We start from the raw sequence: 25,984 nt of genomic DNA, 5'->3' as shown, positions 1-25,984 counted from the left end.
TTGGAGTCAAAGGTGTCGGGGACGAACGGTAGACTGTCCATGACTCGAAGAAAGGGTGTTATGAGCGATCCACGTAAGTTGGTCAATCCTTCCGCTGGAGCGAATGGAGCCGCCCAGACGGACTGGGATCGGTTCGTCAGCCCAGAATCACCGCTCGGTAGCGCGCTGGCCGAAGACCACAAGCGTCTCGCGGAGATAGGCCAAGAGAGCTTCAAGAAGCCCTCCCAGACTCGTATTATCGCGGTAGCGAACCAAAAGGGTGGGGTTGGTAAGACCACCTCTGCCGTCAACCTGGCAGCCGGCTTGGCGAAGGGCGGCCTCCGCGTACTCTTGATCGATGACGATCCTCAGGGCAACGCAACCACTGCGCTCGGCGTTGAGGATCGCGATTCGGCTCCGTCACTGTATGACGTTTTGATTGGTAATAGGTCATTGCTTTCAATCTTGCGTCCCACGGAGTCTCTGCCGAACCTCTATGTGGCACCGTCGAACATTAGCCTGTCGCTAGTGGACGTAGAACTAGCTGACGAAGCCGATCGTCGCCAACGCCTGCGTGACAGCCTGCAAGAATGCTTGAAGGACTTGCATGAACACGGCAATACGATCGATTATGTAATTATCGATTGCCCGCCCAGCATGTCTCTTTTGCCCATCAACGCACTTGTTGCGGCGAATGAAGTTCTCATCCCGGTGCAGACGGAGTACTACGCGCTGGAAGGGCTCAGTCAGCTGCTTCGAACAATCGAGGCCGCGAAAAACTCGGATAATCCCACACTCGAGATCTCCACGATCCTCCTTACCATGGTTTCGAAGAATACCAACCTGAGCGCAGAAGTGGCGCAGAATGTTCGTGAATACTTTCCGGAGCAGACACTTCGTACGGAGATCCCGCGATCGGTACGGTTGGCCGAATCGCCTTCCTTTGGCGAAACAGTAATCACATATGAGCCACGATCGAGCGGCGCAATCGCCTACCGCGCAGCGGCACATGAACTCGCAGAGCGTGCGAATTAAGGAGTTGTGACATGGCTGAACGTAGGCGTGGCTTGGGGCGCGGTATTGGCGCACTTATCCCAGACAGCGAGCGGCAGGCAAAGGACCGTCCGATAGACGTGTTCTTTGGTGGGGAGTCCGCTAGCTCCCCGGCGGAGTCAACTCCGGTACCCGCGAAGAGTGCGACCTCTGCGGGCAAGGTTGATGCTAGCGAAGCTTCGGCGAGTAAGCCGGTAGCTAGCAAGGACACAGCTAGCAAGGAGACAGCTAGCAAGGACACGGGCAACAAGACTGAGTCCAGCAAGGCTGCTGCTAAGAAGAGTAAGGCCGCCGCTAAGAAGAGTGCTGCGGAGGCGGTTTCGGAGGAGCCCACTGGCGATTCCAATGCGGAAGGTCTCGTGGCGGTTCCCGGAACCACGTATGCAGAGCTGGAACTGGATAGCATCGTCCCCAATCAGCGCCAGCCTAGGTCGGTGTTTGATGAAGACGAACTGGAAGAGTTGGCTGCCTCGATCAAACAGGTTGGAGTCCTCCAGCCCGTCATTGTTCGGCCACTAACTGAACCGATCCCGGATCAGCCTGGCGTTGCCTACGAACTCATTATGGGCGAGCGGCGTTGGCGTGCCTCCCAGCGAGCCGGCGAGGAGAGAATACCGGCGATTGTGCGCCGAACGTCTGACGAGGACCTTCTACGTGACGCGCTTCTGGAAAACCTTCACCGAGCGGAATTGAATCCGCTAGAGGAGGCCGCTGCCTATCAACAGCTCCTCGAAGACTTCAATTGTACACAGGACGAACTGGCGAAACGTCTCGCACGGTCGCGGCCCCAGATCACCAATACGCTGCGTCTCATGAAGCTCCCTCCTCTCGTGCAACGGAGGGTGGCGGCCCATATTCTGTCCGCTGGCCACGCGCGGGCTCTGCTCGGCCTGTCAGATCCCGCGGCGATGGAACGCTTGGCGCAAAGGATCGTTGCGGAGGGACTATCGGTCCGCCAAGTTGAAGAGATCGTAGCGATGGGTGAAGACCCGGAGCAGCCGGTACCTCAGCGGCGGCGGCCCCAGCGCTACACGCCGGAACTAGGGGAGCTGTCAGGGAAGTTGGCTGACCGCTTTGAAACGAAGGTGAAAGTCAACATGGGGTTGCGCAAGGGCAGTATCAAGATTGACTTTGCTTCTATCGAGGACCTAAACCGCATTCTTGGCGTTATGTCCCCAGAGATTAACGCGGTTGATATCGAATCAGCAGAGGAGAACGAGTAGCTGCCTGCGCTACTTGGCGGCAGCCTCGGTCAGTAGGTCTACGTACAACTGATCGGGGCTCACTCCTCGCACCGAGGCTTCTGCCCCAACGGCTTGGGGCAGAAGCGAGGTCTCTGTGGTTCCTGGCGCGACATTTACATCGATAAAGACGGGCTTGCCGTCCTTATCGATAATGAAATCAGAACGAGAGATGTAACTAAGGCCGAGCCCCTGATGAACACGGAGCGCCGCTTCGCGCACAGCAGCCAACTCATCGTCGCTGAGACGGGCCGGAACAAAGTACTCGGTTCGTCCCGCGTTATAGCGTGCGTCGTAATCGTAGGGCCCGTCCGTGACGATCTCAACTGGCGGTAGTGCAGTTGGTTCACCTTCAATATCGATGACGGAAACCGCGAGCTCACGTCCTTCAATAAACGCTTCTATCCGGGCTTGCTCACCGTAGGCATAGCAATCAACCATGGCACGCGGAAGATCAGCGGCGGATTCAACTATGGTGAGGCCCAGCGCTGAGCCGCCGGTAGCAGGCTTGACTACAAGTGGGAACGTGAAGCTCGAACTGATGAGCTCCAGAACCGGTGCCACACCGATCTCTCTGAACAGCGCCGAGGGAATCGACATTGCGTGAGGCACGGTAATACCGATACGGCTAACCATCTCCGAAGCAATTCCCTTATCGGAAGCCAGACGGCACGCGTTGGGTGCCGAACCGACATAAGGGATTCCCGTGAGGGTAAGAAGATCCTGAAGCGATCCATCTTCGCCAGTAGCCCCGTGAATAAGAGGCCAAATGACATCTGGTGACATGGCTTTGAGGTGGAGCAAGAGTGACGCGTCCACATCGAGGAGTTTGACTTGCATGCCCGCTTCGCGAAGAAGGGTGGCCATCCGCCTCCCCGAGTGAAGCGAGACTTCACGTTCGTGGGTGAGTCCGCCGGCCAAAATAGCTACAGTGATGGGACGCGTCATTGGTACTCCTCGGCTTACTTGAGATCAGGTTCTGGCATTTCGATATTCCGAGGTGGCTTCGTCTGGGATCCCTTGACGCCAAACATCTCAACCACTTCGAGTTCGTTTTGGACCACAACGGACAGGCGCCGCACGCCCTCTTCGATGGCCTCCGGAGTGGGATAGCAGAAGGACAGCCGCATGTGATCGTGGCCGTTTCCATCAGCGTAGAAGGCAGTTCCAGAAACGTACGCCACGAGTTGGGTAACAGCCCGGGGAAGCATGGACTGCGCATCGAGCCCATCGGGTAGCTTCACCCACGTGTAGAAGCCACCATCGGGCTGATTCCACTCACACATCGGCAGGTGCGTCTTGAGGGCGCGCTGCATGGCGGCGCCCCGCTCATGGTAAACCTGCCGGTATTCCTTCACCTGCTGATACCAATCGTAGGTCTTGAGGTATTCAGCTATGGAAAGCTGGCCAAAGGTGGTGGGGCATAGAAGCGCGTTCTCGTTTGCCAGCAACACTCGTTGGGTTACGGCCGAGGGAGCCAGCGCCCACCCGACTCGGTAACCCGGCGCAAATGTCTTGGAGAAGCTACCAAGATACACAACGCCGTCAGGATTCAGGCTCTGCAGTGCCGGCAATGGATCCCCATCGAAACCGAGGAGTCCGTAAGGATTGTCCTCCACGATAAGTACGTGATGGCGCCGGCAGATGTCAACGATTTGAGGACGCCGCTCGAGGGAGAGGCACACGCCAGCAGGATTATGGAAATTGGGAATAGTGTAGAGAAACTTGATGGGCCGTCCGGCTCGTTGAAGCTGCAGGATTGTCTCTTCCAGCCGCTCGGGGATCAACCCGAATTCGTCCATCGGCACATGCACAACTGAAGCCTGATAGGCGCGGAAAGTACCAAGGGCTCCAACATAGGAGGGAGCCTCGGCCAACACGACCTCACCGGGATTGATGAAAATCTCGGAGATAATATCGAGCGCCTGCTGTGACCCCGTCGTAACAGTGATGTCATCAGGATGCGCTCGAATTCCGTCGGGACGCATCACCTCAGTGATCATCTCGCGAAGCTCTTCTTCGCCCTGGCCTCCGCCATACTGAAGAATCTTGGTGCCGCGGTCCCGAATCAACCGGGCCGTCATATCCGCGAGGAAATCCAGAGGCAAACCCGCGATGTTCGGCATTCCACCAGCCAGAGAAACAACCTCTGGGCGGTTTGCCACGGAGAAAAGCGAGCGGACTTCGGATTGCTTCATTCCCAGAGCGCGATCGGCATAGGTGTTGAACCAAGGGTCCAGCCGAGTACCGGCGGCGGCCGCAGTGTTCGTCTCTTCCACGTTACCGGTGCTCCTGTTCTCCTTGGTGCTCATGACGCACTCCTTCTCGAATGACTGATTCCCTAGGATCTACCTAGACTTTGGCGCTACCAATCCTGTAGGCAATGCGAATCGTGTCTAAGTCTGCCACTTATGAAGGTAATAATGCGCGGTATGGACACGCGGGCTGTGCGAGTGTCTCTTAGGCCACCCCAAGAGCCTTAGCCAACTGGGCCCGAATAACGAGCTTCGGTAGTTGTCCAACCAATCGCAGCATCTCGGTGCCCTCCAGCGCGGAACCGCGCATGAGGATCAGAGTTGGCACGAAATCTATTGATGCAAGGATTGCCGGATCAACAGAAGCGGGCAGGCCGGCCATCTGGTCGGCCTCTTCGTCGTCGATATCAATAACGGTGCCTTCAACTTCAAGCTTTGGGTAAAGCCGGGCGAAATCCCGCAGAGTCTCCTCGAAAATCGGAAGCATCGCAGTACCGGGATCGCACCACTGGGCCGTGGTGAAAACGAGAGTGAAGGAATCATGATCCATACTGAGCCACCTTCAAGCGATCACGGGCTGTCTCGTGAAGGGTGGTGGGGGTAGCCGCAAGCACGTGCCGCACCAATCGATCGAAGAACTGGCCAGATCGGAGCTCAGGGGGCACCAGATCTTCCCGGATGCCAACGCCCGGAAGATCCGCAAGCACCTCGTCCACCTGTCCGTCATCGCCGAAGGCGAGGGAATCCTGCCACATCACACGTTCTGGCACGTGCGCTTCGCCCGAATTCTCCGTGGACTCAGGAAAGAGCGCAAGCGGCTTCGGATCATCAGCGGGGGCATCCTCAACAATGTGTATGACGGGAGCATCAGGCCCAGTCGGAGCTGGGGCGGCATCAGAAGAGTATTCGATCGGAAGCATACAGGTGACGTTGTAGGCGTCTTCTTCCTGAGCCAGTTTCATCAGCAAGTCCGCGATGAACTCTGCGCTCCGCGGTTCGTCCGTGAATGCGGTGGAGCGAATGCCAAACAGGAAGCCTAGGCCGGCCATGGGATGGCGCAGCCGAAGATTCTTGGCATCGCCGTACGCCTCTTCGATACGGTTCTGGGCGTTCTTGGCAAAACTTGAATCCATCCGCTTAGTGCTCACGAGCAGCTCGGGGCCTGTGGACCAGTGGGACATCACCACGTCCACCTGCTTGCGATAGTTCTTGCCAAGGATGAGTGCTTGAGACGGCGCGACCCCAGTGGGCGAGCCGGAGACGATGCGCTTGGTTAGTTCGCGGCGCTCGTGGTGGGGCAGAGATTCAAGAAGGGCTGCAACGGGGCCCGGCAACACTCGAGGTGCCGCATCCCGTGGCCACACCGAATCGGGGGAGAATCCAGCCCGGCGCAGTTCATAGGCGATCCATACGTCGAGGGCCAAGGCCGGTACGCCGGTGGTGATGGGAGCCGAGAGATAGAGTGGAACGCCAAGCAACAAGGACAACGTCCGGAAATCCGGCAGGTACTCCATCTGCGAGTTTTCAGTAGCGTGCCACGGATTAGAGTAGCTGCCCCCGCGCGAGGCCCGCTCAACGATCCGATCGAAGAACTTCCATGCCTGCGTCTTGGTGGATGCCGTTCGTGCGGCCATTGTGGCGCCCTCTCATGATGCGTCTATCTGAAATTCGCTGCCGTGCCGAACGAATCGCTCCGATTTCCTCCGGGGAGAACAAGCCGGCGAGGAGAACGCCGTCCACTTGCTCAACCGCCTCGAGGAGTTTCCCTCTGTTAAGTTTAGCCAGCACGGACCGTTTGATCTTCCGCAGCTCGGCGCTATGCCGCTGAACGAGCTGAGGAGAGGGCATCATCCAACGATCTGCTTCTCGGGGCTCGATCTTCAGGATGCCTCCGCCGTAGCTTCGGCCTGTGGTCTCCGCATTCAAGAGCGTCAGGGAGTTGAGGCTGGCCAAAGGGAGTAACTCCCTTCCCAAAAGCTGGAGCCCCTCTTCCAGATAAACCCCGTGCACGGAATTCAGGTGGAGCACGCCTGCACTGTTGGTGGTGAGGCGCGGGGTATCCGCGTTCATACAGGTGAGGAACAGATCGGGGGCGGGAAGCACCGGTACTTGGTACCAGGGGGTGCGTACCCTGCACTTGTAGGCCTGGTCAATGCCCAGATCATGCCCGTGCCCGATGTAGGCCATGGCGCCCGGACTTGGCTGGGAGGATGGCCGAAACAGCCAGACCGCTTTTCCCGACTCCCCCAGCTCCGCAATCTTCGCGGACGTGAGCGCGAGGCCGCGCAGGTGTTTGCTGCCCGGAGGGCTGATGCGCACCAGGTCGCGGCGCGAGATACCCAGTTCCTGCACCTTGGCTGGTGACAGGGTGAAGTACTTGTTTGACCCAGTGACAGCGCCAAGCCGGGTGCGCCCCCACGTGTCTAAAGACGCAAACGCGCCAACGTCGCGCCCACGCGAAACAACATCGGCGGCCGCGGGTGATAGGAATAGGTCCGTCCACTTTTCTGCGGGAGTGTGGGGTGACCATGCCGTCGGGGCGTCATCATCTTCCGCGGCGCCTTCTTGCAGCGCCCATTCATCGCGAACCTGACGAACCTTGGCGCTCTCAGTGTGGCCACCAAACTGATCGGCCAGAAGCAGCACAACGTCTGCCTGCGCCTCGGGAAACACCTGATGCTCGAAAAGAGTGAGCTGGACGTCCCCGAAGTTTTCTAAGAGGAATCTGCGGATCGGCCCCGCGTAGTTAACGCTTAGCAGCTCGGCCGGCAGCACGAATGCCAGCCGGCCACCAGGCTTGAGGAAGCGGGAGGCATGCACAACGAAGGGCGCCCAGCTTGAGGATAGGGCAGAGAGATTTACCCCGGCCTGGAGAGAAGCTCGCAGCGCTGCCGCCCGCGCGGTACCGCTAAAACCCTGATAGCGAATATACGGAGGATTGCCCACCACCGCATCAAAGGGCCCTGCCTCGGTGGTCCCGAAATTGAAGAAGTCGCGGGTTTCGATGAGCCCGCACCCCCCAGCCTCACCTACGAGAGACTCCGCCTGCTTGGCCGTCTGCCCATGAATTTCCACGCCATGGACAGTGGGGGAGGTAGCGCCAAGCTCCGCCAATCGCCGCACGGCCGGAACGAGGAACGCTGCGTCCCCACATGAAGGATCGAGCACCTGATCGCGAGAATCCCGAACGGCCCACGAGACCATGAACCCGGCCACGGGGGCAGGCGTGAAGAAGGCTCCGCGGGCCTTCCGCTTGCTCGTATCCGTCACTTCAGAACTCATAGCTCCATCATGTCACGGCCGTCCCACAGGTTTGAGATGCGCCTAGTCAGCCCTCGAGGCTTTCTAGGTATGCCTGAGCGTCCAACGCGGCCTTGCAGCCTGTCCCGGCGGCGGTGATGGCCTGACGGTAATGATGATCAACAACATCACCGCAAGCAAATACGCCGGGAAGATTGGTGGCAGTGGAGGGTTCATCGGCCAGAATGTAACCGTTTTCGTCCAGATTGATCTGTCCGGAAACAACGCCAGAGCGCGGTTCATGACCGATGGCCACGAAGAGTCCGGAGGCGGGAAGCTCGGTCTGCGTGCCGGTCTTCGTATCCTCGAGGGTCACGGATTCCAGCTTGCCTTCTCCGTGAAGGTCCACAACACGAGAGTTCCAGTGCATCTGGATCTTATCGTTGGAAAGCATCCGGTCGGCCATGATCTTGGAGGCGCGAAGTTCGTCGCGACGGTGAATCACGTGAACCGTTGTGCCGAATCGTGCGAGGAAGAGGGCCTCGGTGGCAGCCGAATCCCCACCGCCCACCACGACGATTTCCTTATCCTTGAAGAAGAATCCATCGCAGGTTGCGCAGTAGGACACGCCCTTGCCGGAGTAGGTTTTCTCCCCCTCGAGGCCGAGCTTCTTGTATTCGGAGCCGAGCGCGAGAATCACGGACTTCGCTAGGTAGGTCTCATCGTCCGTGGTGATCTTCTTAATCTCACCGGTCAGGTCAAGCTCGGTCGCGTCCTCGTAGCGGACGTCCGCGCCGAAACGCTCGGCCTGTGCCTGCATTTTGTCCATCAGATCGGGGCCAAGAACGGCCTCGGGGAAACCTGGGAAGTTTTCCACTTCCGTCGTGTTCATGAGCGCACCGCCCGCCTCGAGCGTTCCGGCCAGCACCACGGGCTCGAGCCCTGCTCGCGCTGTGTACACGGCTCCAGTCCACCCGGCAGGTCCAGAGCCGACGACGACGACCTCATGCACCTTCTGATTCTCTTCGCTCATTTCCTACCTTTCATTGCCATCCACATGAGCAACGCAGTGGATGGGCGCGAGTATTCCCTGACGAGTCGCGTCTAACTACTTCACAGAGATTTCGGAAATCGAAATGCGGTAGTTGCCCTCATCATCAGTGGGTAGCTCGTTGAACCACAGGACGATCGTGTCCGTGACCGCCGGTTCATCGGCCTTCAGATTGGTTTCGCTGGACATGGACCCTTCGGCTAGAACATCGCCCTCTGTTGGAGAATCGTCCGAGGTGTCACGCCACTGCACATTTCCGCCGGAACCATTCACTGCCAAGGTCACTTCGGAGACTTCGGTTTCCTCATCCAGCGCGATCGCGAGCCCCAAGCCGCTCTTCCCAACAAAGTCAGCGTTGGAGTACCACCAGGACCGCCAGACGGTGCTTTCATTGCCGTCATAGGCGTTGCCGATTGTGGCGGGAGAATCCTGTTCGCCCACATTTGAGGGATCGAGTGCGGCGGCCTCTGGGTTCAGCAACGCAACCGTATCGATCTCGGGATCAGGGTAATCCTCAGTAGGCTCTTCGGTCGGCTCTGGAGTTGTTTCCTCCGGCTCTGGAGTTGCTTCTGCCGTGGGTGTGGGCGTAAGCACTGGGGCCTTGGTTTCTGGCGTAGTGGTGGGGTTGAACAGTGTGGCTGCAGCCCAAATGAATGCAATAGCAACCAGAATCGCCGTCCCTATGGTGAACACCTTAGACGGGTTATAGTGACGTTCGCCCTCAGGTTCGCTTGCGGTGTGTTGGGCGCCCGTAGGAGGCTGACCGCCAGTTGGCTGGGCAGGAGTGACCGGCTTGTCCGGCGGTAGGGCCGCCGCTGGCGCAACCCACGGAATCTGCTGGGTCGGTTGGGCCGGTTCAGGCGTTGGTTCGGCCTCAGGTTCCGGCTCCGGCTCAGGTTCCAGTTCGGGTTCCGGCGTTGGCTCAGGCTCAGGCTCAGGCTGAGGCTCGGGTCCTGGCTCTGGCTCGGGTTCCGGTTCGGGTTCTGGTTCTGGTGTTGGCTCAGGTTCTGGTGTTGGCTCCGGCTCTTCAGCCGGCGGCTCGGCTTCGGCCTCCTGCTGAAGTGATTCGCGCTCGGAAGCTAGACCGGCCGCAAACCCCGCACTCGCAGCTTTTCTGTAGTATTCATCCTCTTGGCCATCGCCATCTTCAGGATCAACGATCTTCTTGAAAACAGCAGTGGCGCCGGTGGATTCTGGCTGCACAGGGCCCTCAAGAGAAGCCTGATCAAGAGAAGCCTGATCAGGAGAGGGCACATCAGGAGAGGAGGCATCGGCGGATGCGACGATCGGAGAGGACTCAGTTGGGGATTCGGGCGTCTGTGGCCTTGGACCACCCCATCGGCTGACCGGGGCTGGGGATCTCACTGTTTCGGAATCTTCTATACCCGCAGCGTCTCCACCCAAAGGTGCGGTGATCTTGGGGAACTTGTCCACAGATGGTTCATCGTCTTCGCGCACTCGCGAGGCCGAAAAGAAGCGGTCGCTCCCGAACGCAGATTTGCGTTTGGGACCCTTGGGTTTGGGGATCTCTACCTCGGGCGCGGCCGGTTCCTCAACCGGTGGTGCCGTGAAAGACACGGAGGGCCAGGCACCTAGGCCCCGAACGATAGAGCGAGGGTTTGGAGTGCCATCGCCCTCAATCTCCCGGGAGAAAACTCCCCGCAATGGCTCTGGAAGGTCTGGAGTGGCGAGTGCCTCGGTAATTGCCGAATCTACTTCATCATCGGCACCAGGGAAATGCCCGCTGAGTAGACCGGCACCGAATCCGAGCAAGCGGTGCGCCTCCTCGCGGTCAGCATCCGGATCAGGAACTTCGCTCACGGAACGGCCAGCTAGGGCTGCGGAAATACCAACGCCATCAAGGGTGATGCCACCCTCGGGGGTTACCCACACGTCATCTGGAGTCACGTGATAGTGCCGGAGGCCGCGCGCCTGAGCAGCTGTGAGCGTTTGGGCGAGTGTCCCCAGAATATTCCACGTCTCTTCGCCGGAGAGCTGCTGCTTCGAGTATTCAGAAAGCCGCATGCCCTTGGGGTTCTCCAAAGTCACAAATGACACTTCAGTAGAGTCCCCAACAGAGAGCACGCGCACGAGGTGGCGGTCATCAACGAGGGCGGACCTGCGAGCAGCGTCCAGCACCGGCTGAGTTGTAGGAGCTTGCGGGTTTAGCGCCAAGATGCGCACGGGTTTGCCAAGGAGTGTGTCCTCTGCAGCCCAAAACTCTGCGCCCGGCTGATCCACTTGATCAGAAAACGGGTGGGTCAGCTGATACCGGCCAGAGAGTATTTGACCAGCCTCTACAATACGATTCACTGTACGTCCTCCAGAAATTGTGGGTAATCAGGGCATACGGATGACGCAGAATACCTACACACGCGCCATTCTAGCCATACCGAACCAACAGATCGTGTTAATGCGCCGGGGCGTTAGCAAACACACGCTACGGTGCCCGATTACTTTCCGTGGCGCCACACTGCGCGGCGGCGATTGCGTTGGGCCTGTGCGGAGGCGGTGGGGTCTACCGGGCCGTGCTTCTTACCACGGCGTAGCGAGCGCACAATGCCGAAAGCGAGGATCCCAACAAGGCCGATCGCGATCACGGCAGTCCCTACGTTCTCCCAATCGGCGCGCACTCGAATCTGCGCATCCTGAGAAGGCCCAATGACGTTGCCCGCGGGGTCAAGGATCTGCACCTCAACTTGGACGTTTCCGGAGCCGCGTGCTTCAACCGGGACGGACACATCTGTGGTGCCATCACCGGGCAGAGAGACCGCTACGTCTCCCTTGGAGACCAACCGGAAATCGTGGCTATCAACGCGAATGACAACACCTGATGAAAACGGAAGTTCACTGCTCACGTGCAACGGCAGCTCTGTGTTCTCAGAAATCACGTTGATGGTGGAGGTCGGTTCAACACTGAGGGAGCCAGCGAGCTGGTTGGCGAGATTGTTGATGCCCCCAATAATGCGATCACGCGCAGCGCCATCGCCCCGAAGGCCCGTAGCTAAGGCACTTCGTGCGGCGCTCTTGGTGGGATCAAGAACAGCATCTGGATCCTCAGCCAGATTCGCGTACGTAGCAACTGACGCTTGAAAACCGGTCAGCTCATCCACCTGAGCACTAGTGATTTCCCCTGAGCTCACATTGGTAGCGGCCAGAGCCTCACGGTCTGTCTCAGGATCTTCGAGCTCCAGGAGATCAGACACGGACGTGGGCTCAACCCAGGAAGCGCCCATGAGTGTCTCAAGAGAGCCGGCGATCTGCTCGGCGTCCTCCGGATCATCCACACTTGCGCCGTATTGAGACAGGCCCGCACGATCGAGGGAGAGGACCATGGCGCGCGGATCATTGGGGCGCTCGCGGTAGGTAAGCGCAGACAGCCCGAGCACAACTTGCTGTGAATCGAGAGTGCTGAGCTTGGAACCATCGCTCAGCCGCCCGGCCAGCGCCGATGAAACGGCCGAATCGATGGCTAGGGCCGGCATTTCGGCGGAATCCGTCACCACAGTTGTTCGCGCAGAAGGCGTAGCGTAGCTAAAACCTGCCTGAGGGATGTCCTCATCGGAGAGCAACGCAGCCTCCACACCAGCGTCACGTAGAGCGTCGATCGTTGCCCCATCAGCTCCGGCGGGCAGCAGCGCCACATCCGATGCATCGGCCATTACGTCCTCAAGTATCTGCGAATGGCCGCCGTGAACCAATGCCGCAGTATCCGCATCGTAAAGCGGGGTGGTTAGCATCTCCGAGCCATCACTGCCGTCAATGGCCTCCGCGGGATCCTCAAGTGAATCAATCGCAGGATCAACGAATAGGGATACTCCAGGCATCGCGAGGAGGCCGACCGTCTGGGTGAATCTATCCGATTCGGCTCCGGCCTCCGCCTCATCGGTAGGGGTTGCGGTGGGCTCCACGGCGGTCCCCGAGGCTTCAGCCGTGGGCTCCGCGGACTCGGTGGGTTCTTCGGTAGGCTCGGCTCTGGGTTCTGCGAAATCCTCGACACTCAGGGTGTTGCCCGCGAGTTCTTCGGGTGTTTGCGTGAGCGGAATGGCTGCAGCGGCCGGCATCGGCGTGAGATCTATGTTGGGCTCAACAACCGCGATGGAGCGGTCAGCCAGCCTTGTGTCATCGGCCAGAATCGCCTCGGCCTCAAGCCCACGCGGCCCCCACGAATTATAAGATCCGCTCCACAACAGATCTTCGGCCGCGACAGTCAGATCGAACGCCACTGTGCCGCCGGGGGCGATGTCTTCAAGTTCCGTCTCCGTGTGCAAGGGAGTGAGCGCTCCGCCGCCACCTTCCATGAAGGTCATCAGAGTTGTCCGGGAGGACAGGGGGGAGCTGTTCCCAAAGAGGGACAGTGAGGAGATGCTCAGTGTCTCGGAGCCGGGATTCGCCACTGTCACATCCACGCGTAGATCGTCACCTTCGGCGAGCGTTGAACCGCCAACAGAGGTGATGGTGATGGTGGGTTCGTCGTCGTCCGAAATAACAGTCCCAACCACGGGCGTAGCCGAGGCTGGTGGTACTAAGCCAAAACCTCCCAAGCACAACGCGAGGGACGCCAAGCCCGCACCCAACCGGCCCACGCTACTCATCCCCGGCCAAAATTGCGCGCGCTAGCGTGATAACCCGGCGCTCGTTGGGGTAGGCGAGGCGGGACGATGCCCGGTCAATGCGCACCCACTCCACCTTCTCCGCCTCCCGGTCGGGATCATTCTCCACGGTTAGCGTGCCATACAGAGCCTCGAGGAGGAAATGATGAACAACCTTATGAACCCGCCGATCGGTCCCGGAAAACCAGTAATCGATGGAAGACAGGTGGCGAAGAACACGCCCGGTGATCCCCGTCTCCTCGGTGATCTCGCGGATGGCGGCCTGCTCGGCTGTTTCCTCGCCCTCGAGGTGGCCCTTGGGCAGGCACCACTCGAGGCGCCCGCCGCGATTTCGCCGCGCGATCACGGCCACGTAAGCCTGGCCGTCTTGGACGGAAACGATAACGCCGCCAGCGCTCGTTTCATTGACAACGGGCAGCGAATTGCGCCGAGCAGCAACCTGATGCGCGGCTGCAGCACGCCTCCAGGGCTGGTGCCTTCCAAGCGGCGAAGGCAGCGGTGCTTTTCTCGACATACTTCACACTGTAGTAATTGTGTGCCCATCCACGTGCTTAGATAGGTTCGATCATGGCACCCTTAGAGGGTGTCACAACGAGATCTTGGCGATGAACAGGTACAAGGGGCGGCAATGGCAGAGACGAATCGGCGGGCTCACTTGCTGTTCCAAGGCCAGCGAACCTTTGCGAAGCTTCCGGACACCATTGATGATCTAGCCACTATCTTCGCAGATGCGGGCTATGAATTGTCACTTGTAGGCGGACCAGTTCGAGATGCCTTCTTGGGCCTTGCCATTCATGACTTTGACCTGACTACCTCGGCGCGTCCTGAAGAGACCGAGAAACTGCTGGGGCAGTGGAGCCGGACGGTGTGGGATATCGGCCGCGATTTCGGCACGATCGGGGCACACAAAAACGGCTTAACCGTTGAGATTACTACCTATCGGCAAGATTCCTATGAGATCGGATCGCGCAAACCCGAAGTGGATTACGGGGACTCTCTTGAGGGCGATCTGACCCGGCGCGACTTCACCGTCAACGCGATGGCACTGCGCCTGCCGGAGAAAGCTCTGGTTGATCCGTGTGGCGGACTAGACGATCTGGTTGAGGGCGTTCTGCGCACTCCCGTGACCGCGCGCCAATCCTTTGACGATGATCCTTTGCGCATCATGCGCGCCGCCCGCTTCACCAGCCAGCTGGGCTTTGACGTGAGCGAAGACGTCATGGACGCCATGGGGGAAATGGCTGGGCGGCTTGAGATTGTTTCGGCCGAGCGTGTGCGCGCCGAGTTCGAACGCCTCATGATATCCGGAGCGCCGCGGCGGGGCATCGAGCTGCTTGTGTACACCGGCGTTGCGGACGTGGTGATTCCCGAGGTGGCCCTGCTCAAGGACACCGTGGATGAGCACCACCGCCACAAAGACGTTTACGAGCACACCCTGACCGTCTTGGACCAGGCTATCGCCTTGGAAGACTCGGAGAATTTTGAGGGCGATGCCGCCGAATCCCTCACCTCCGATCCATCCCTCGGTGGGCCGCTGCCGGGCCCAGATCTGGTGTTGCGGCTGGCGGCGCTGTTCCATGACATTGGCAAGCCGGCCACCCGGCGGTTCGAGAAGGACGGTTCGGTGACGTTCCGGGCGCATGACGTGATTGGGGCGCGCATGGCGGCCAAGCGGATGCGGGCCATGCGCTTTGATAAGCAGACAGAGAAGGATGTGGCGCGGCTGGTGGAGATGCACCTGCGCGCCTTCGGATTTGGGGAGCACAGCTGGACCGATTCGGCGGTGCGGCGGTTCGTGCGCGATGCCGGGCCGCTGCTTGGGCGGCTGCTGCGGCTTATTCGGGCGGATATTACGTCGCAGAATCGCCGGAAGGTCAGCCAGCTGCAGGCGGCCAACGATGAGCTGGCGCAGCGGATCGTGGAGATAGCGGAGCAAGAGGAGCTGGAGGCGATTCGCCCGGATCTGGATGGCGCCGAGATCATGGAGATCTTGGGGCTCACGCCCGGCCGAGAGGTTGGCGCGGCGCGCAACTACATGCTTGAGCTGCGCTTGGATGAAGGCCCGATAGAACACGATGAGGCCGTGCGGCGGCTCAAGGCGTGGTGGAGCGAAAGGCAAGCTCAGTGAAGCTAGTTGATGATCTGAAGGTCCTGGCGCAGAACTCCGGGTTCCGGAAGCTCATCGGGGTGCGGCTCGTATCCCAATGCGGCGACGGCATGTTTCAGGCGGGGCTGGCTTCCCTGTTCTTCTTCCGGCCGGAAGCAATGACGGATGCGGCCGGCGTTGCTGCGGCCCTTGTTGTGATGCTCCTGCCGTTTTCGATCGTGGGGCCCTTCACCGGGCCGTTCCTGGACCGGTGGCGGCGGCGTCAGGTGCTGTTATTTGGGAATGTTCTGCGGGCCGGGCTGGTGCTTCTTGCGGTGTTCGGGGAAGTCTGGTTTGGGGACGGGCCTTTTGTGTATGTGGTGGTTCTTGTTGCCCTAGGGCTCTCGCGCTTCATGCTTGCCGGCCTTTCCGCGGGCCTACCCATGGTGGTGGGATCCAAGGAACGGCTGCTCATGGCGAACTCGATTGTCCCGACCCTTGGGGGTGTTGCCACTGGAGTGGGCGCCGTTATCGGGTTCTTGCTGCGGCTGCTGCTGCCCGATGGGGCGTCGCAGCAGTTGGCATCCCTTGTGATCTCGGGCCTGCTCTATCTGGGGGCGGCCGGTGTGGCAACCTTGCTGGCGAAGGATGAGCTAGGGCCGGAGGTCCCGGACACCAGCTCTTCTCTTGGCGCTCAGATCAAGCAAGCGGCGGTGGACCTCGTTGACGCTGTGAAGTATCTGGTTCGGCGGGGTACGCCTGGACTGGCTCTGACCACCATGGCCCTGCACCGCTTCGTGTACGGGATGCAGCTCATCACGATCATCTTGGCTGGGCGAAACCTGCTGGTTGATCCACACAATGCCGATGCCGGGATCGCCGCCTTCGGAACTCTCATGGGTGCGATGGTGGCTGGGCACGGCGTTGCCGTGGTGCTCACCCCAATCGCGCACGAACGCATAACGCCAGCGCAGTGGATCGTCCTATGCCTGACCGGTGGAACCGTGGGTCAGCTCCTCATCGTGTTCTCGCACGAGCAGTTGATCTTTATGGCGGGCCTTTTCATCTTTGGTATCGGAGTTCAGGGCGCGAAGATCGCCGTGGATACCATCGTTCAGTCCGATACCGCGGATGCCTACCGTGGGCGCGCATTCTCCATCTATGACGTCCTGTTCAACGTGGCTGAATGCGTGGCCGCTGGCGTGGCGATCTTCCTCCTACCGAACATCGGCTGGTCCCGTCCCGTTCAGATTGGGCTCATCGTGTTCGTGTGGATCGTAGCTCTTGGCTACCGGCACCTCGTGGGCAAGCTCGGAAACAAGCCTCGCGTGGTTGCGTAGCCAGGGGCATAGCCATGCACGGACGTAACGATGCGCCAGAGAGCGTTGCCCTCTCCATAGGAGGGTCTAGGCCATCTGACGCATAGATACGTACGGGTTGCCGATAAGTGGCCGGGAGATGGCTGTTGTTGGGTTATCCTCGAGCGCATGAATCAGGTTCAATATGTATGCGTGAAATGCGGTAATCAGCGATACCACACCGATAAGTTTCAGGCCACGGGCGGAAACTTCGCCAAGCTCTTCGATGTGCAAAACAAGCGGTTTATCACCGTAATCTGCACGAATTGTGGGTACACGGAGCTGTATTCGTCCACGACAGACAGCGGGATGAATGTGCTCGACTTCCTTATCGGCGGATAAACGGGGCTGTCCACATAACTTCGTGGCAGAAAGCGTTGCCCTTCCGCACAGAGGGCCTAGGCCTTCTCCCACGAAGTTATGCAGGATCTCATTCGGAACCCCGGACAGCGGGCCGGGGATTTGCGATGGATTAGCGCTCGATATCCCCGCGAATGAACGCCTCAACGGATTCGCGCGCATGATCGTCATCGCGCTGCTCCATGGGTGACTTCATGAAGTAGCTGGACGCGGAAAGGAGCTCGCCGCCCACGCCACGATCCAGCCCGATCTTGGCCGCGCGCACGGCGTCGATGATGATGCCGGCGGAGTTAGGGGAATCCCAGACTTCCAACTTGTATTCGAGGGAAACGGGCGCATCGCCGAAGTTGCGGCCCTCGAGGCGCACAAACGCCCACTTGCGATCGTCCAGCCAAGCTACGTAATCGGATGGGCCGATGTGGACGTTGTGGGGATCCAGCTTGTCGTGAAGGTTGGACTGGACGGCGTTGGTCTTGGAGATCTTCTTGGATTCGAGGCGCTCGCGCTCCAGCATGTTCTTGAAGTCCATGTTGCCGCCAACGTTCAGCTGATAGGTGCGGTCAAGGGCAACCCCGCGGTCCTCAAACAGCTTGGCAAGCACGCGGTGGGTGATGGTGGCGCCAATCTGGGACTTGATATCGTCTCCCACCACGGGTACACCGGCGGCGGCAAACTTATCGGACCATTCCTTTGTGGAGCCGATGAAAACGGGCATGGCGTTGACGAAGGCAACCTTGGCATCGATCGCGCACTGGGCGTAGAACTTGGCCGCTTGCTCGGAGCCAACTGGAAGGTAGGAGACAAGAACGTCCACCTTCTTATCCTTGAGCACCTGAACAACGTCCACGGGAGCGGCGCCGGATTCCTCGATCTGCTCCTGGTAGTACTTGCCTAGCCCATCAAGAGTGTGGCCGCGCTCCACGCTAACGCCCAGCGGAGGCACGTCGGCCAGCTTGATGGTGTTGTTCTCTGAAGCGGAGATTGCTTCCGCGATATCGGTCCCGACCTTCTTCGAATCCACATCGAAGGCGGTCACGAACTCAAGATCGCGCACATGGTAATCGCCGAACTGGACGTGCATGAGGCCAGGCACAGTAGAGGAAGGATCGGCATCCTTATAGTATTCAACGCCCTGAATGAGTGACGAGGCGCAGTTTCCAAGCCCCACGATTCCAACGCGGATCTTGCTCATTAGTTCTCCTTTATAGGTTCACGGGACGTTGTCTGGTGACCGCCCGTTGCCTTAGTGCCCTGTTGTGAGGCCTTTTCCTTTTGCGAGCCCTTTTGTGGGGTCCGCGGAGCACGGCGTGTTGGCGTGGGCTTTTGGATGGCCCGCTCCTCCTCGATCATGCGCTCCAGCCACTGCACTTCGGCATTCACTTGGTCCAAGCCGTGATTTGCTAGCTCGGTGACATACGCATCGGCATGGCGGGCAGCGGTGTCTGCCCACAAAACGAGTGCCTCACGGCGCTCGAGCATTCGCGCGTATCTTCCCTCGAGGATCCGGAGCCGAGTGGCTGAATCTGTGGAGGAAAACATGGTGAACCGAACATCGAACGTGCCGTCTTCCCAGTCCGAAGGACCTGCGGAGGAAAGCTGGTTATCGAGGTAATCGTGACCTGCTCCTGAGATGGAGTAGGTGATGCGCTTGCGGCGCGTGCCGGGGATCTTGGGATCCTCGTGCGATTCGATCAAGCCGTCCGCCTCGAGCCGCCGAAGAGCGGGATAGAGCGAGCCGTAACTCAACGTTCGGAACGTGCCTAAGGAGAGATTCAGTGCCTTGCGTAGGGCATAACCGTGTTGCGGACCCTGTGCAAGATAGCCCAAGATCGCGAGGTTGAGTACCTGAGAGCGAGATGTGCTGGTTGGCAAGAGAACTTCCTTAGACTGTCATGTTGTTAAGAGGATATATCGAACTGATATATCTGTCACCCCTAACGCGTCACTGAACTGTGTCCGTGACCATGGGTAGAACAGTTCTATCGTGGCACACTTAATCCAGTGGGAGCCGCTTTGATTGCCGCAATCAGCGTGATTTGCGGCAAACTTGACGGGAGAACCGGGAACACAGAAGGGAATAGGAACCCATGGCCAAAAACTCGGCACGCGGGCGTGATGCCATTGCGGCCCTGCGCCCGGGCCACCCGCGCCCAGATTCCCCTTCCGAGGTCTCGGCCGATACGGCTCCTCATACGGATCCCGAATCCACCCCTCAGGAAGATCAGGCCACGCCTGTTGAATCCTCTGATGCTCCCGAGCAGGCCGGCACCTCACGGCCCCACCAGCCGCCGGCGCCCCCGGCGGCCCGTTTGCAGGTGAGCGCTACATCTGCGAACAACATACCGGCAGGTATGAAAATTCTGGCGGTGGCGGCACTCGCGACTCTCGCATGCGCCGGCCTCTATCAGATCAGAGATATGGTGGCGCCCGCCTTCTTCGCGTTTACGCTGGTTCTCACTGTGCGTCCTATCCACAGATGGTTGCTGGGCAAGGGCGTACCGGTGTGGCTTTCGGCGGTTGTCACGATCACCACACTTGTGGGAACACTGCTTGTGGTGGTGGGCCTGATGGCGTGGTCGCTTGTTGGCCTGCCTGAGCTTATTCGCGGGTATGCCCCTGCCTTCCAGAATCTGGTGAATCAGGCTCTCGAGTTTGCGGAGCGTCAGGGTTTGCAAGCCGATCAAATCACCACTGATCTGTTCAGCAAGTTCGATTTCGGGCAAGCGGTTAATACCGTCACCAATGTGGTGAACTCGCTCTCCTCGGCTGGCGCGCTCATCGCCCTAGTAGCCCTTGCGCTGTTGTTCATTACGATTGACACTCAGATTGTGGAGCAACGCGCGTTCGTAGTGAAGCGCCACGATTCCACATTCTTCCAAGCACTGTCATCTTTCGAAGGCCGCGTCCGCCAGTATTGGCTTGTTTCCACGGTGTTCGGCCTGATCGTTGCCGTGTTTAATGGGGCGGCACTGCAAATCCTTGATGTCCCCTTGCCGGTAGCATGGGCGCTCTTCTCCTTCATCACGAACTACATCCCGAACATCGGGTTTGTGATTGGCGTGATCCCGCCCGCGCTACTGGGTGTGCTCGATTCTGGCTGGATCACCGGTGTGTGGGTAGTTGTGGCCTACTGCGTGTTCAACGCGGTAATTCAGGGGGTCTTCCAGCCGAAGTTCACGGGAGATGCGGTTGGTCTGTCCACCACCGTCACATTCCTCTCACTGGTGTTCTGGACATTCATCATCGGGCCGCTCGGCGCGATCTTGGCAGTCCCGCTCACATTGTTTGCCAAGGCTTTGCTGATTGACTCTAGCGTGCAGACCCGCTGGATGGAGGCCTTCCTTATTCCGGAGGGTGAAGCTCGTAAGAAAGAAGCAGATGGATACTACGATGAAGAATCGCCAAGTCCCGATACCTTTATCGATCTCACCGCTCAAGATTCAGAAGAACGAAAGAAGATCCAACGTACGTTGCGCAGTCTCTCGCTTCGTAGCCTGCGAGCTAGGACGGAGAAATAGTCATGGTTAAGAACGCGGCGAATAGCGGCAAACACTCGCCCAAGGGTGTTGGGCACGCTGCCAAAGGCGGGAAGCCGAAGAAGAAGTTCTGGAACTACCCCCGCGCAGATAAGGGCCCGATTCATCGCTGGCTTCCGAGCTGGCGCGTTGTTCTGGCTTCCATCTTTGGCGTGATCGGGCTGGGGGTAGCTGCGTTTGCGGTCCTCTACGTTTCGGTCTCGATTCCCGAGCCGGACGATTTGGCCATCGCCCAGTCCACCCGTGTTTACTACGAGGATGGGGAGACGGAGATGGGCAGCTTCGCTGATATCTCCCGCGAATCCGTCCAGATTTCTGACCTGCCGGATTACGTGGGCCACGCGGTGATTTCCTCGGAGGATAAGTCCTTCTACACCAATAACGGCATTGATTTGCGTGGTATTGGCCGCGCGTTGGTGAATAACGTGCGTGGTGGGGCTACTCAGGGAGGGTCTACGCTCACACAACAGTACGTGGAGCGTTACTACTTAGGGACGACGACGAGTTACACCGGCAAACTCAAAGAAGCCATCATTGCCCTGAAGATCGATCGAGAGCAATCCAAGGATGAGATTCTTCAGAACTATCTGAACACCATCTACTTCGGCCGTGGTGCATATGGCATTGAGATGGCTGCTCAGCGCTACTTTGGGGTCTCCGCTTCGGAGCTGGACGTGAGCCAATCGGCGTTGCTGGCCGGCATTATCCCGGCGCCTTCCGCTTGGGATCCGGAGAATAGTCCCGAGAAGGCCGAATCGAGGTGGCAGGGCGTGCTCGGAAACATGGTGTCCGAGGGCTACCTGACCCAAGAAGAGGCTGACGATCTGGAGTTCCCCGAGACGATCTCCACGGAGCTGTCCGATGATTTCGAGGGCCCCGATGGCTACCTTCTCTCTACCGCGAAGAGCGAACTCGTTGCATCGGGTGAGTTCACCGCGGATGAGATCAATACCCGTGGCCTGAAGATTGTGACCACGATCGATGAGGATATGCAGCAGGCGGCGGTGGATGCGGTGGACTCGCTCCCTGAGGATCGTCCCGATAACAACTACGTGACGCTTACCTCCGCAGATCCTCGCACTGGCGCCATCTATGCGATGTATGCTGGCGCAGACTATAAGGAGCGGGAGCGAAACGGCGTCACGCAAGATCGGGCTCAGGCCGGTTCAACGTTCAAGCCGTTTGCTCTACTTGCTCATATCGAGCAGGGCGGCACCCTGTGGGATACGTATGAGTCCTACTCACCCATGTCCTTCGGAAACGGAGACTTTGAAGTTCAGAACTTTGATGGTTCCAACCGTGGACGAATTCCCCTGACAACTGCCACGGCTTACTCGGTTAACACCGTGTTCGTTCAGCTCAATCAACAAGTGGGCCCGTCCGCAACGCGTGATGTAGCCGTTCGTGCGGGGCTACCAGACGGGCCAGCTGAAGGCGAAACCGCAGAGGCCAATGAAACACCGGGGTTGGATGATTCGCTCACGAACGTGCTGGGTTCGGCGTCACCGCATCCCATCGATATGGTGACGGCCTACAGCACCTTTGCAAACCGAGGCGTTCAGCATGACACTCACATCGTGAAGGAAGTGTATGACGCTGACGGAAACGTCGTATATTCCGGAGAAAACGAGGGCGAGAAGGTCTTCGAGCAGGATGATATTGACACGCTGAACTACGCGCTTCAGGGAACTTCTGCGTCAGGAGCAACCGCCGAAACGGCGGGCCAGCTCGGACGGCCCGTGGCAGGCAAGACGGGTACCTCATCCGGCCCCTGGTCTTCCTGGTATATCGGGTACATCCCCCAGATGGTGACCGCGGTTGATATGTACCAGATTGGCGACGATGGCACCGAAGAGAAGCTCGACACCTTCGGAACCGTTGCGCCATATGAGATTGGCGGTGGCTCCTACCCCGCAGATGTGTGGCTGGCCTACATGCAGGTGGCCACTGAGGGTATGGATATTGAGGAGTTTGCTGATCTGCCAGATTCGGCTGGTGGGCAGGTCTATGATCCTGCGCCAGTCACTCCGGTGGATCCTGACCCTGCTCCCGCGCCTGAACCTGAGCCGACAGTGACGCAAGAGCCCACGACTGAGCCGGAGCCGACGACCGAGCCGGAGCCGACAACTGAGCCGGAGCCGACGACTGAGCCCGAGGAACCCGAGCCGGAACCGGGCGACGGTGAAGACGATGACAACGGCGGCGGTAACGGTGACCAAGGCGGTGGTAACACCGGTGGCGGTAGCCAGGATGACGGTGGTGGCGAGGGCTAGCTGACGTCGTCGTCGCCAAAAACACACAACCAACTCTGGTGAAAACTAGCCGAGCCGGGCGGGGGCCGCTAGAGTGTTGTGTTGGTATATCGGGGTAATGTGCCCCGCGATGCCACGCATTGACCCTCCTGCCATGGAAAGACCATGGCCGTATAGTCCAAAGGAGGTGGGAAAAGCATGCGTGATTACGAGATGATGATCATCATCGATCCGACCGTCGACGAGCGCAACCTAGGCGTATACGTTGACAAGCTGCTTCAGGTTGTCCCTAACGAAGGTGGCTCTCTGGACAAGGTTGATATCTGGGGCAAGCGCCGCCTTGCCTACGACATTCAGAAGCATTCTGAAGGCACATACGTTGTGGTTAACATGAAGGCCACACCGGAAACCGCACAGGAACTCGATCGTCAGCTTGGGCTGAACGAATCCATTCTGCGCACCAAGCTGCTGCGCGTCGAGGCCTGAGGCCGAACTCTAAGGAGAGATCATGGCAGGCGAACCGATCATCACAATCGTTGGCAACCTAACCGCCGATCCTGAACTGCGTTACGTTAGCTCAGGTACCCCTGTCGCGAGCTTTACCGTGGCATCCACACCTCGCTCCCTCAACCGCCAAACGAACCAGTGGGAAGATGGCGAAGCTATGTTCGTCCGCTGCTCCGTGTGGCGTGAGTACGGCGAAAACGTGGCTGAATCACTCACCAAGGGAATGCGGGTTGTTGTTACTGGCCGATTGACCGTACGTAGCTACGAGTACAACGGGCAGCAGCGCACCTCCATCGAGATGCAGGTAGACGAAGTGGGGCCCTCGCTGCGCTATGCGCGCGCGCAGGTCACCAAGATCTCCGGCGGATCCGGTGGGCAGAACCGCGGTGGTGGAAACTACGGCGGCGGCCAGGGTGGCCAGTCACAGCAAGGCGCGCCATCTGGCGGCCGAGCTTCCTACGATGCCCCGCAGGGCGGATCCTCATACGATCCGTGGCAGCAGGCACCTCAGGGTGGCTCATCCTTCGATGATCTTCCTCCGTTCTAACGGAACCAACAGATATTGACTTTTCTGCGGCGTTAGCCGCACATCCAAAGGAGCTACTATGCCGAAGCCCGCGCTTCGCAAGCCAAAGAAGAAGATTGGCCCCGTCAAGGCCACAAAAGTCCAGAACATCGATTACAAGGACACCGCTACCCTGCGGAAGTTCATCTCCGACCGCGGCAAGATCCGCGCCCGTCGGGTAACCGGTGTTAGCACCCGTGAACAGCGCAAGATCGCTAAGGCAATCAAGAATGCCCGCGAAATGGCCCTGTTGCCATACTCGAGCTCTGCTCGTTAAGGAGGAGTAACCATATGAAGCTCATCCTGACGCATGATGTCTCTGGTCTTGGTGAAGCCGGCGAAGTTGTTGAGGTCAAGGACGGCTACGGCCGCAACTACCTCATCCCTCGCGGCTACGCCCAGGCATGGAGCAAGGGTGCCCAGAAGGAAATTGATCAGATCAACGAGTCCCGTCGCAAGCGCGCCATCGAATCCCTCGAGGATGCGAACGCTGCTCGCGAGGCCCTCGAGGCACAGACCCTTACCGTCACAAAGACCGCCGGAGCAAACGGCCGTCTCTTCGGTGCAGTCACCTCTGCCGATATCGCCGAGGCCGCTACCGCAGCCTCCGGCAAGCCCGTGGACCGCCGCAGCATTAACGTTGCGACCGCGATCAAGTCCGTTGGCACCTACAAGGCAACCGCGAAGCTTCACACCGATGTTTCCGCGAACCTAACCGTTGAGGTTGTTGCTGAGTAATCTGCGCTGAGGCTCAGCTGAACCTCAGCTGTCTCACTCGGAGCAAGACCCATCAGAAGAGCTGGTGGCCAGTTATTGGCCACCAGCTCTTCTGTCTATTCAGACGCTCTTTACGTCTCTTCGTGTCTGCGGCCCTTCTAGGTCACATTCGTCACCACAACGACGTGGCCGGTGCCTGTACCGTCTCCGCGTGGGCTGGGCTCCTGCCCCTCTGCCGGTTTGAGGGTACGTTAGCGCTTTGAGTTGCCTCTATAGTGGCCTCCCAAAGCGCTAGGGGCATCCGATAGCGTCGAGATCAGGTTTGCGTGGTTTTGGCCGGACCAGCGCCGAGGTCGGTTCGTCCCGTGTGCGTGGGTGCGCGACTAGATACGGGCATCTGCGTTTTACCTATTCGATCACTGCTGATGGTGGTGACAGTGCGTGTTGTGTGCTGAGAGTGAGGGTTCGATCGGGTTCTACCGGGTGCCCTCGGGGCCGTTTGGGGGCTCTCACGGTTCCTGTGTCTGATTGGTGGGTCACTTTTGGATGCGGTAACTGAGTCGCGCATGCTGGGAGGGTGCCGGCCTTATCCGGGTTTGGAGGCTTGTTAGAACTGCACCGTGTGCGTGTTTTTGTTGTGGTTGTTGGGTTTTGTGGGTGTGTGAGGTGGTTCATGGGGTTGTGGTTTGTGTTGGGGTGGGTGGGGTGGGTATTGTTTTTGCTTGTCGCCGGGACATGGTTCGGGCCGGCAGGGCAAGGGTTTTGGTCTTGTGTTTGTTGGGTTTTGGGTTGTGTTTGGGTGGTGTGGGACAAGGGTTTGTTCTGCTGGTTGTGACTGTGTTCTCGCTGGTGCGGGTTTGTGGTTTCGGGCTTGGTGGGGTAGGCTTGGTTCTCGCTCCTTCTTGTGATTGACTGGTTTTTTCTGGTTGGTTGTGGGGTGTGGGTGTGGTGGTTGAGTGTCTAATAGTGTGTCGAGTGTGAAAATGCCAGACGGTTTGTGTCTGGCTCACGACAAACATGTTTCTGGGTGCCTGTGAGGGTGTCTGGGTGTTTGTGGTGTGGCTGCCTGTGAGGGTGGTTGCTCAACGGTTGTTGGGTGTGCCGGGTTGAGTCTCGGTTGTGCATGATGTGATGTCTTTGTTGATGTTGTGTTGTGTTTTTTTAGAGTCAT

22 protein-coding genes are annotated in these 25,984 nt (G+C 59.0%); 11 read left to right on the top strand and 11 right to left on the bottom strand.

The window, feature by feature from the left end; all coding sequences use genetic code 11:
* The first annotated feature begins 60 nt into the window (after nucleotides 1–60).
* Nucleotides 61–1,014 (top strand): ParA family protein, encoded by a 954-nt coding sequence (locus DD236_RS00120; RefSeq protein WP_109092372.1) that lies wholly within the window; start codon nucleotides 61–63, stop codon nucleotides 1,012–1,014.
* An 11-nt stretch (nucleotides 1,015–1,025) separates the two neighbouring features.
* Nucleotides 1,026–2,255 (top strand): ParB/RepB/Spo0J family partition protein, encoded by a 1,230-nt coding sequence (locus tag DD236_RS00115; protein WP_109092371.1) that lies wholly within the window; start codon nucleotides 1,026–1,028, stop codon nucleotides 2,253–2,255.
* Nucleotides 2,256–2,264: 9 nt separating this feature from the next.
* Here DD236_RS00115 and DD236_RS00110 read toward each other — a convergent pair whose 3' ends face one another.
* The 9 genes from DD236_RS00110 to DD236_RS00060 form a co-directional block, all read right to left on the bottom strand.
* Nucleotides 2,265–3,221: a D-alanine--D-alanine ligase family protein gene (locus DD236_RS00110; protein WP_109092370.1), complete on the bottom strand. Its 957-nt coding sequence runs from the start codon at nucleotides 3,219–3,221 to the stop codon at nucleotides 2,265–2,267.
* Between the two features lie 14 nt (nucleotides 3,222–3,235).
* Nucleotides 3,236–4,585, bottom strand: a complete 1,350-nt coding sequence (locus DD236_RS00105) for an aminotransferase-like domain-containing protein (RefSeq protein ID WP_109092369.1) — start codon at nucleotides 4,583–4,585, stop codon at nucleotides 3,236–3,238.
* 148 nt (nucleotides 4,586–4,733) lie between these two features.
* Complete coding sequence (locus tag DD236_RS00100; protein WP_109092368.1) at nucleotides 4,734–5,078, bottom strand: TlpA family protein disulfide reductase; 345 nt, start codon at nucleotides 5,076–5,078, stop codon at nucleotides 4,734–4,736.
* Entirely contained in the window at nucleotides 5,068–6,162 is a 1,095-nt protein-coding gene (locus DD236_RS00095; protein WP_109092367.1) for a hypothetical protein, read from the bottom strand. The genes DD236_RS00100 and DD236_RS00095 overlap by 11 nt, the downstream gene beginning before the upstream one ends.
* The gene (locus DD236_RS00090; protein WP_109092366.1) at nucleotides 6,101–7,810 is read right to left on the bottom strand and encodes an HsdM family class I SAM-dependent methyltransferase; all 1,710 of its coding nucleotides are present in this window, start codon (nucleotides 7,808–7,810) and stop codon (nucleotides 6,101–6,103) included. Before DD236_RS00090 ends, DD236_RS00095 begins: the two co-directional genes overlap by 62 nt.
* 46 nt (nucleotides 7,811–7,856) lie before the next feature.
* Nucleotides 7,857–8,801, bottom strand: coding sequence for a thioredoxin-disulfide reductase (trxB, locus tag DD236_RS00085; protein ID WP_109092365.1), 945 nt, complete (start codon nucleotides 8,799–8,801; stop codon nucleotides 7,857–7,859).
* Between the two features lie 75 nt (nucleotides 8,802–8,876).
* Nucleotides 8,877–11,132: a protein kinase family protein gene (locus tag DD236_RS12105; protein WP_207785635.1), complete on the bottom strand. Its 2,256-nt coding sequence runs from the start codon at nucleotides 11,130–11,132 to the stop codon at nucleotides 8,877–8,879.
* Nucleotides 11,133–11,272: 140 nt separating this feature from the next.
* A complete protein-coding gene (locus DD236_RS00065; protein ID WP_243409857.1) occupies nucleotides 11,273–13,414 on the bottom strand; it encodes a DUF6049 family protein in 2,142 nt (713 codons plus the stop codon).
* The gene (locus DD236_RS00060) at nucleotides 13,407–13,928 is read right to left on the bottom strand and encodes an NUDIX hydrolase (RefSeq protein ID WP_423716449.1); all 522 of its coding nucleotides are present in this window, start codon (nucleotides 13,926–13,928) and stop codon (nucleotides 13,407–13,409) included. Before DD236_RS00060 ends, DD236_RS00065 begins: the two co-directional genes overlap by 8 nt.
* Before the next feature lie 132 nt (nucleotides 13,929–14,060).
* On the opposite strand from DD236_RS00060, the gene DD236_RS00055 reads away from it, so the two are divergent.
* The 3 genes from DD236_RS00055 (at nucleotide 14,061) to DD236_RS00045 (ending at nucleotide 17,218) form a co-directional block, all read left to right on the top strand.
* Nucleotides 14,061–15,560, top strand: a complete 1,500-nt coding sequence (locus DD236_RS00055) for a CCA tRNA nucleotidyltransferase (RefSeq protein ID WP_109092361.1) — start codon at nucleotides 14,061–14,063, stop codon at nucleotides 15,558–15,560.
* The gene (locus DD236_RS00050) at nucleotides 15,557–16,858 is read left to right on the top strand and encodes an MFS transporter (protein ID WP_109092360.1); all 1,302 of its coding nucleotides are present in this window, start codon (nucleotides 15,557–15,559) and stop codon (nucleotides 16,856–16,858) included. Before DD236_RS00055 ends, DD236_RS00050 begins: the two co-directional genes overlap by 4 nt.
* Nucleotides 16,859–17,005: 147 nt before the next feature.
* A complete protein-coding gene (locus DD236_RS00045) occupies nucleotides 17,006–17,218 on the top strand; it encodes a zinc ribbon domain-containing protein (RefSeq protein WP_109092359.1) in 213 nt (70 codons plus the stop codon).
* Nucleotides 17,219–17,348: 130 nt separating this feature from the next.
* Here the strand turns inward: DD236_RS00045 and DD236_RS00040 are convergent, their stop codons facing one another.
* Together DD236_RS00040 and DD236_RS00035 are read right to left on the bottom strand one after the other, a co-directional pair.
* A complete protein-coding gene (locus tag DD236_RS00040; protein ID WP_109092358.1) occupies nucleotides 17,349–18,428 on the bottom strand; it encodes an inositol-3-phosphate synthase in 1,080 nt (359 codons plus the stop codon).
* Complete coding sequence (locus tag DD236_RS00035; protein ID WP_109092357.1) at nucleotides 18,428–19,108, bottom strand: PadR family transcriptional regulator; 681 nt, start codon at nucleotides 19,106–19,108, stop codon at nucleotides 18,428–18,430. The genes DD236_RS00040 and DD236_RS00035 overlap by 1 nt, the downstream gene beginning before the upstream one ends.
* Before the next feature lie 215 nt (nucleotides 19,109–19,323).
* Between DD236_RS00035 and DD236_RS00030 the strand changes: the two genes are divergently transcribed.
* The 6 genes from DD236_RS00030 (at nucleotide 19,324) to rplI (ending at nucleotide 24,834) form a co-directional block, all read left to right on the top strand.
* On the top strand, nucleotides 19,324–20,754 hold the full coding sequence (locus DD236_RS00030; protein ID WP_109092356.1) for an AI-2E family transporter: 1,431 nt from the start codon (nucleotides 19,324–19,326) through the stop codon (nucleotides 20,752–20,754).
* A 2-nt stretch (nucleotides 20,755–20,756) separates the two neighbouring features.
* Nucleotides 20,757–23,045, top strand: coding sequence for a transglycosylase domain-containing protein (locus DD236_RS12100; protein WP_109092355.1), 2,289 nt, complete (start codon nucleotides 20,757–20,759; stop codon nucleotides 23,043–23,045).
* A gap of 177 nt (nucleotides 23,046–23,222) precedes the next feature.
* Nucleotides 23,223–23,510, top strand: coding sequence for a 30S ribosomal protein S6 (rpsF, locus tag DD236_RS00020; RefSeq protein ID WP_109092354.1), 288 nt, complete (start codon nucleotides 23,223–23,225; stop codon nucleotides 23,508–23,510).
* A gap of 22 nt (nucleotides 23,511–23,532) precedes the next feature.
* The gene (locus DD236_RS00015) at nucleotides 23,533–24,078 is read left to right on the top strand and encodes a single-stranded DNA-binding protein (RefSeq protein WP_109092353.1); all 546 of its coding nucleotides are present in this window, start codon (nucleotides 23,533–23,535) and stop codon (nucleotides 24,076–24,078) included.
* A 58-nt stretch (nucleotides 24,079–24,136) separates the two neighbouring features.
* The gene (gene rpsR / locus DD236_RS00010) at nucleotides 24,137–24,373 is read left to right on the top strand and encodes a 30S ribosomal protein S18 (protein ID WP_109092352.1); all 237 of its coding nucleotides are present in this window, start codon (nucleotides 24,137–24,139) and stop codon (nucleotides 24,371–24,373) included.
* 14 nt (nucleotides 24,374–24,387) lie between these two features.
* Nucleotides 24,388–24,834, top strand: coding sequence for a 50S ribosomal protein L9 (rplI, locus tag DD236_RS00005; protein ID WP_109092351.1), 447 nt, complete (start codon nucleotides 24,388–24,390; stop codon nucleotides 24,832–24,834).
* The last annotated feature ends 1,150 nt before the right edge of the window (nucleotides 24,835–25,984 follow it).

This window comes from Ancrocorticia populi, assembly GCF_003123745.1.
Classification (GTDB): Bacteria; Actinomycetota; Actinomycetes; order Actinomycetales; family Actinomycetaceae; genus Ancrocorticia; species Ancrocorticia populi.
The sequence above is the reverse complement of the archived record's forward strand: the minus strand, read 5'-3'. Positions and strand labels throughout refer to the sequence as shown.

What these genes read in the sequence shown, in the direction of transcription:
- DD236_RS00120 (WP_109092372.1), top strand. Translation starts at nt 61, where the DNA reads ATGAGCGATCCACGTAAGTTGGTCAATCCTTCCGCTGGAGCGAATGGA.
- DD236_RS00115 (WP_109092371.1), top strand. Translation starts at nt 1,026, where the DNA reads ATGGCTGAACGTAGGCGTGGCTTGGGGCGCGGTATTGGCGCACTTATC.
- DD236_RS00110 (WP_109092370.1), bottom strand. Translation starts at nt 3,221, where the DNA reads ATGACGCGTCCCATCACTGTAGCTATTTTGGCCGGCGGACTCACCCAC.
- DD236_RS00105 (WP_109092369.1), bottom strand. Translation starts at nt 4,585, where the DNA reads ATGAGCACCAAGGAGAACAGGAGCACCGGTAACGTGGAAGAGACGAAC.
- DD236_RS00100 (WP_109092368.1), bottom strand. Translation starts at nt 5,078, where the DNA reads ATGGATCATGATTCCTTCACTCTCGTTTTCACCACGGCCCAGTGGTGC.
- DD236_RS00095 (WP_109092367.1), bottom strand. Translation starts at nt 6,162, where the DNA reads ATGGCCGCACGAACGGCATCCACCAAGACGCAGGCATGGAAGTTCTTC.
- DD236_RS00090 (WP_109092366.1), bottom strand. Translation starts at nt 7,810, where the DNA reads ATGAGTTCTGAAGTGACGGATACGAGCAAGCGGAAGGCCCGCGGAGCC.
- trxB (WP_109092365.1), bottom strand. Translation starts at nt 8,801, where the DNA reads ATGAGCGAAGAGAATCAGAAGGTGCATGAGGTCGTCGTCGTCGGCTCT.
- DD236_RS00065 (WP_243409857.1), bottom strand. Translation starts at nt 13,414, where the DNA reads ATGAGTAGCGTGGGCCGGTTGGGTGCGGGCTTGGCGTCCCTCGCGTTG.
- DD236_RS00055 (WP_109092361.1), top strand. Translation starts at nt 14,061, where the DNA reads ATGGCAGAGACGAATCGGCGGGCTCACTTGCTGTTCCAAGGCCAGCGA.
- DD236_RS00045 (WP_109092359.1), top strand. Translation starts at nt 17,006, where the DNA reads ATGAATCAGGTTCAATATGTATGCGTGAAATGCGGTAATCAGCGATAC.
- DD236_RS00040 (WP_109092358.1), bottom strand. Translation starts at nt 18,428, where the DNA reads ATGAGCAAGATCCGCGTTGGAATCGTGGGGCTTGGAAACTGCGCCTCG.
- DD236_RS00030 (WP_109092356.1), top strand. Translation starts at nt 19,324, where the DNA reads ATGGCCAAAAACTCGGCACGCGGGCGTGATGCCATTGCGGCCCTGCGC.
- DD236_RS12100 (WP_109092355.1), top strand. Translation starts at nt 20,757, where the DNA reads ATGGTTAAGAACGCGGCGAATAGCGGCAAACACTCGCCCAAGGGTGTT.
- rpsF (WP_109092354.1), top strand. Translation starts at nt 23,223, where the DNA reads ATGCGTGATTACGAGATGATGATCATCATCGATCCGACCGTCGACGAG.
- DD236_RS00015 (WP_109092353.1), top strand. Translation starts at nt 23,533, where the DNA reads ATGGCAGGCGAACCGATCATCACAATCGTTGGCAACCTAACCGCCGAT.
- rpsR (WP_109092352.1), top strand. Translation starts at nt 24,137, where the DNA reads ATGCCGAAGCCCGCGCTTCGCAAGCCAAAGAAGAAGATTGGCCCCGTC.
- rplI (WP_109092351.1), top strand. Translation starts at nt 24,388, where the DNA reads ATGAAGCTCATCCTGACGCATGATGTCTCTGGTCTTGGTGAAGCCGGC.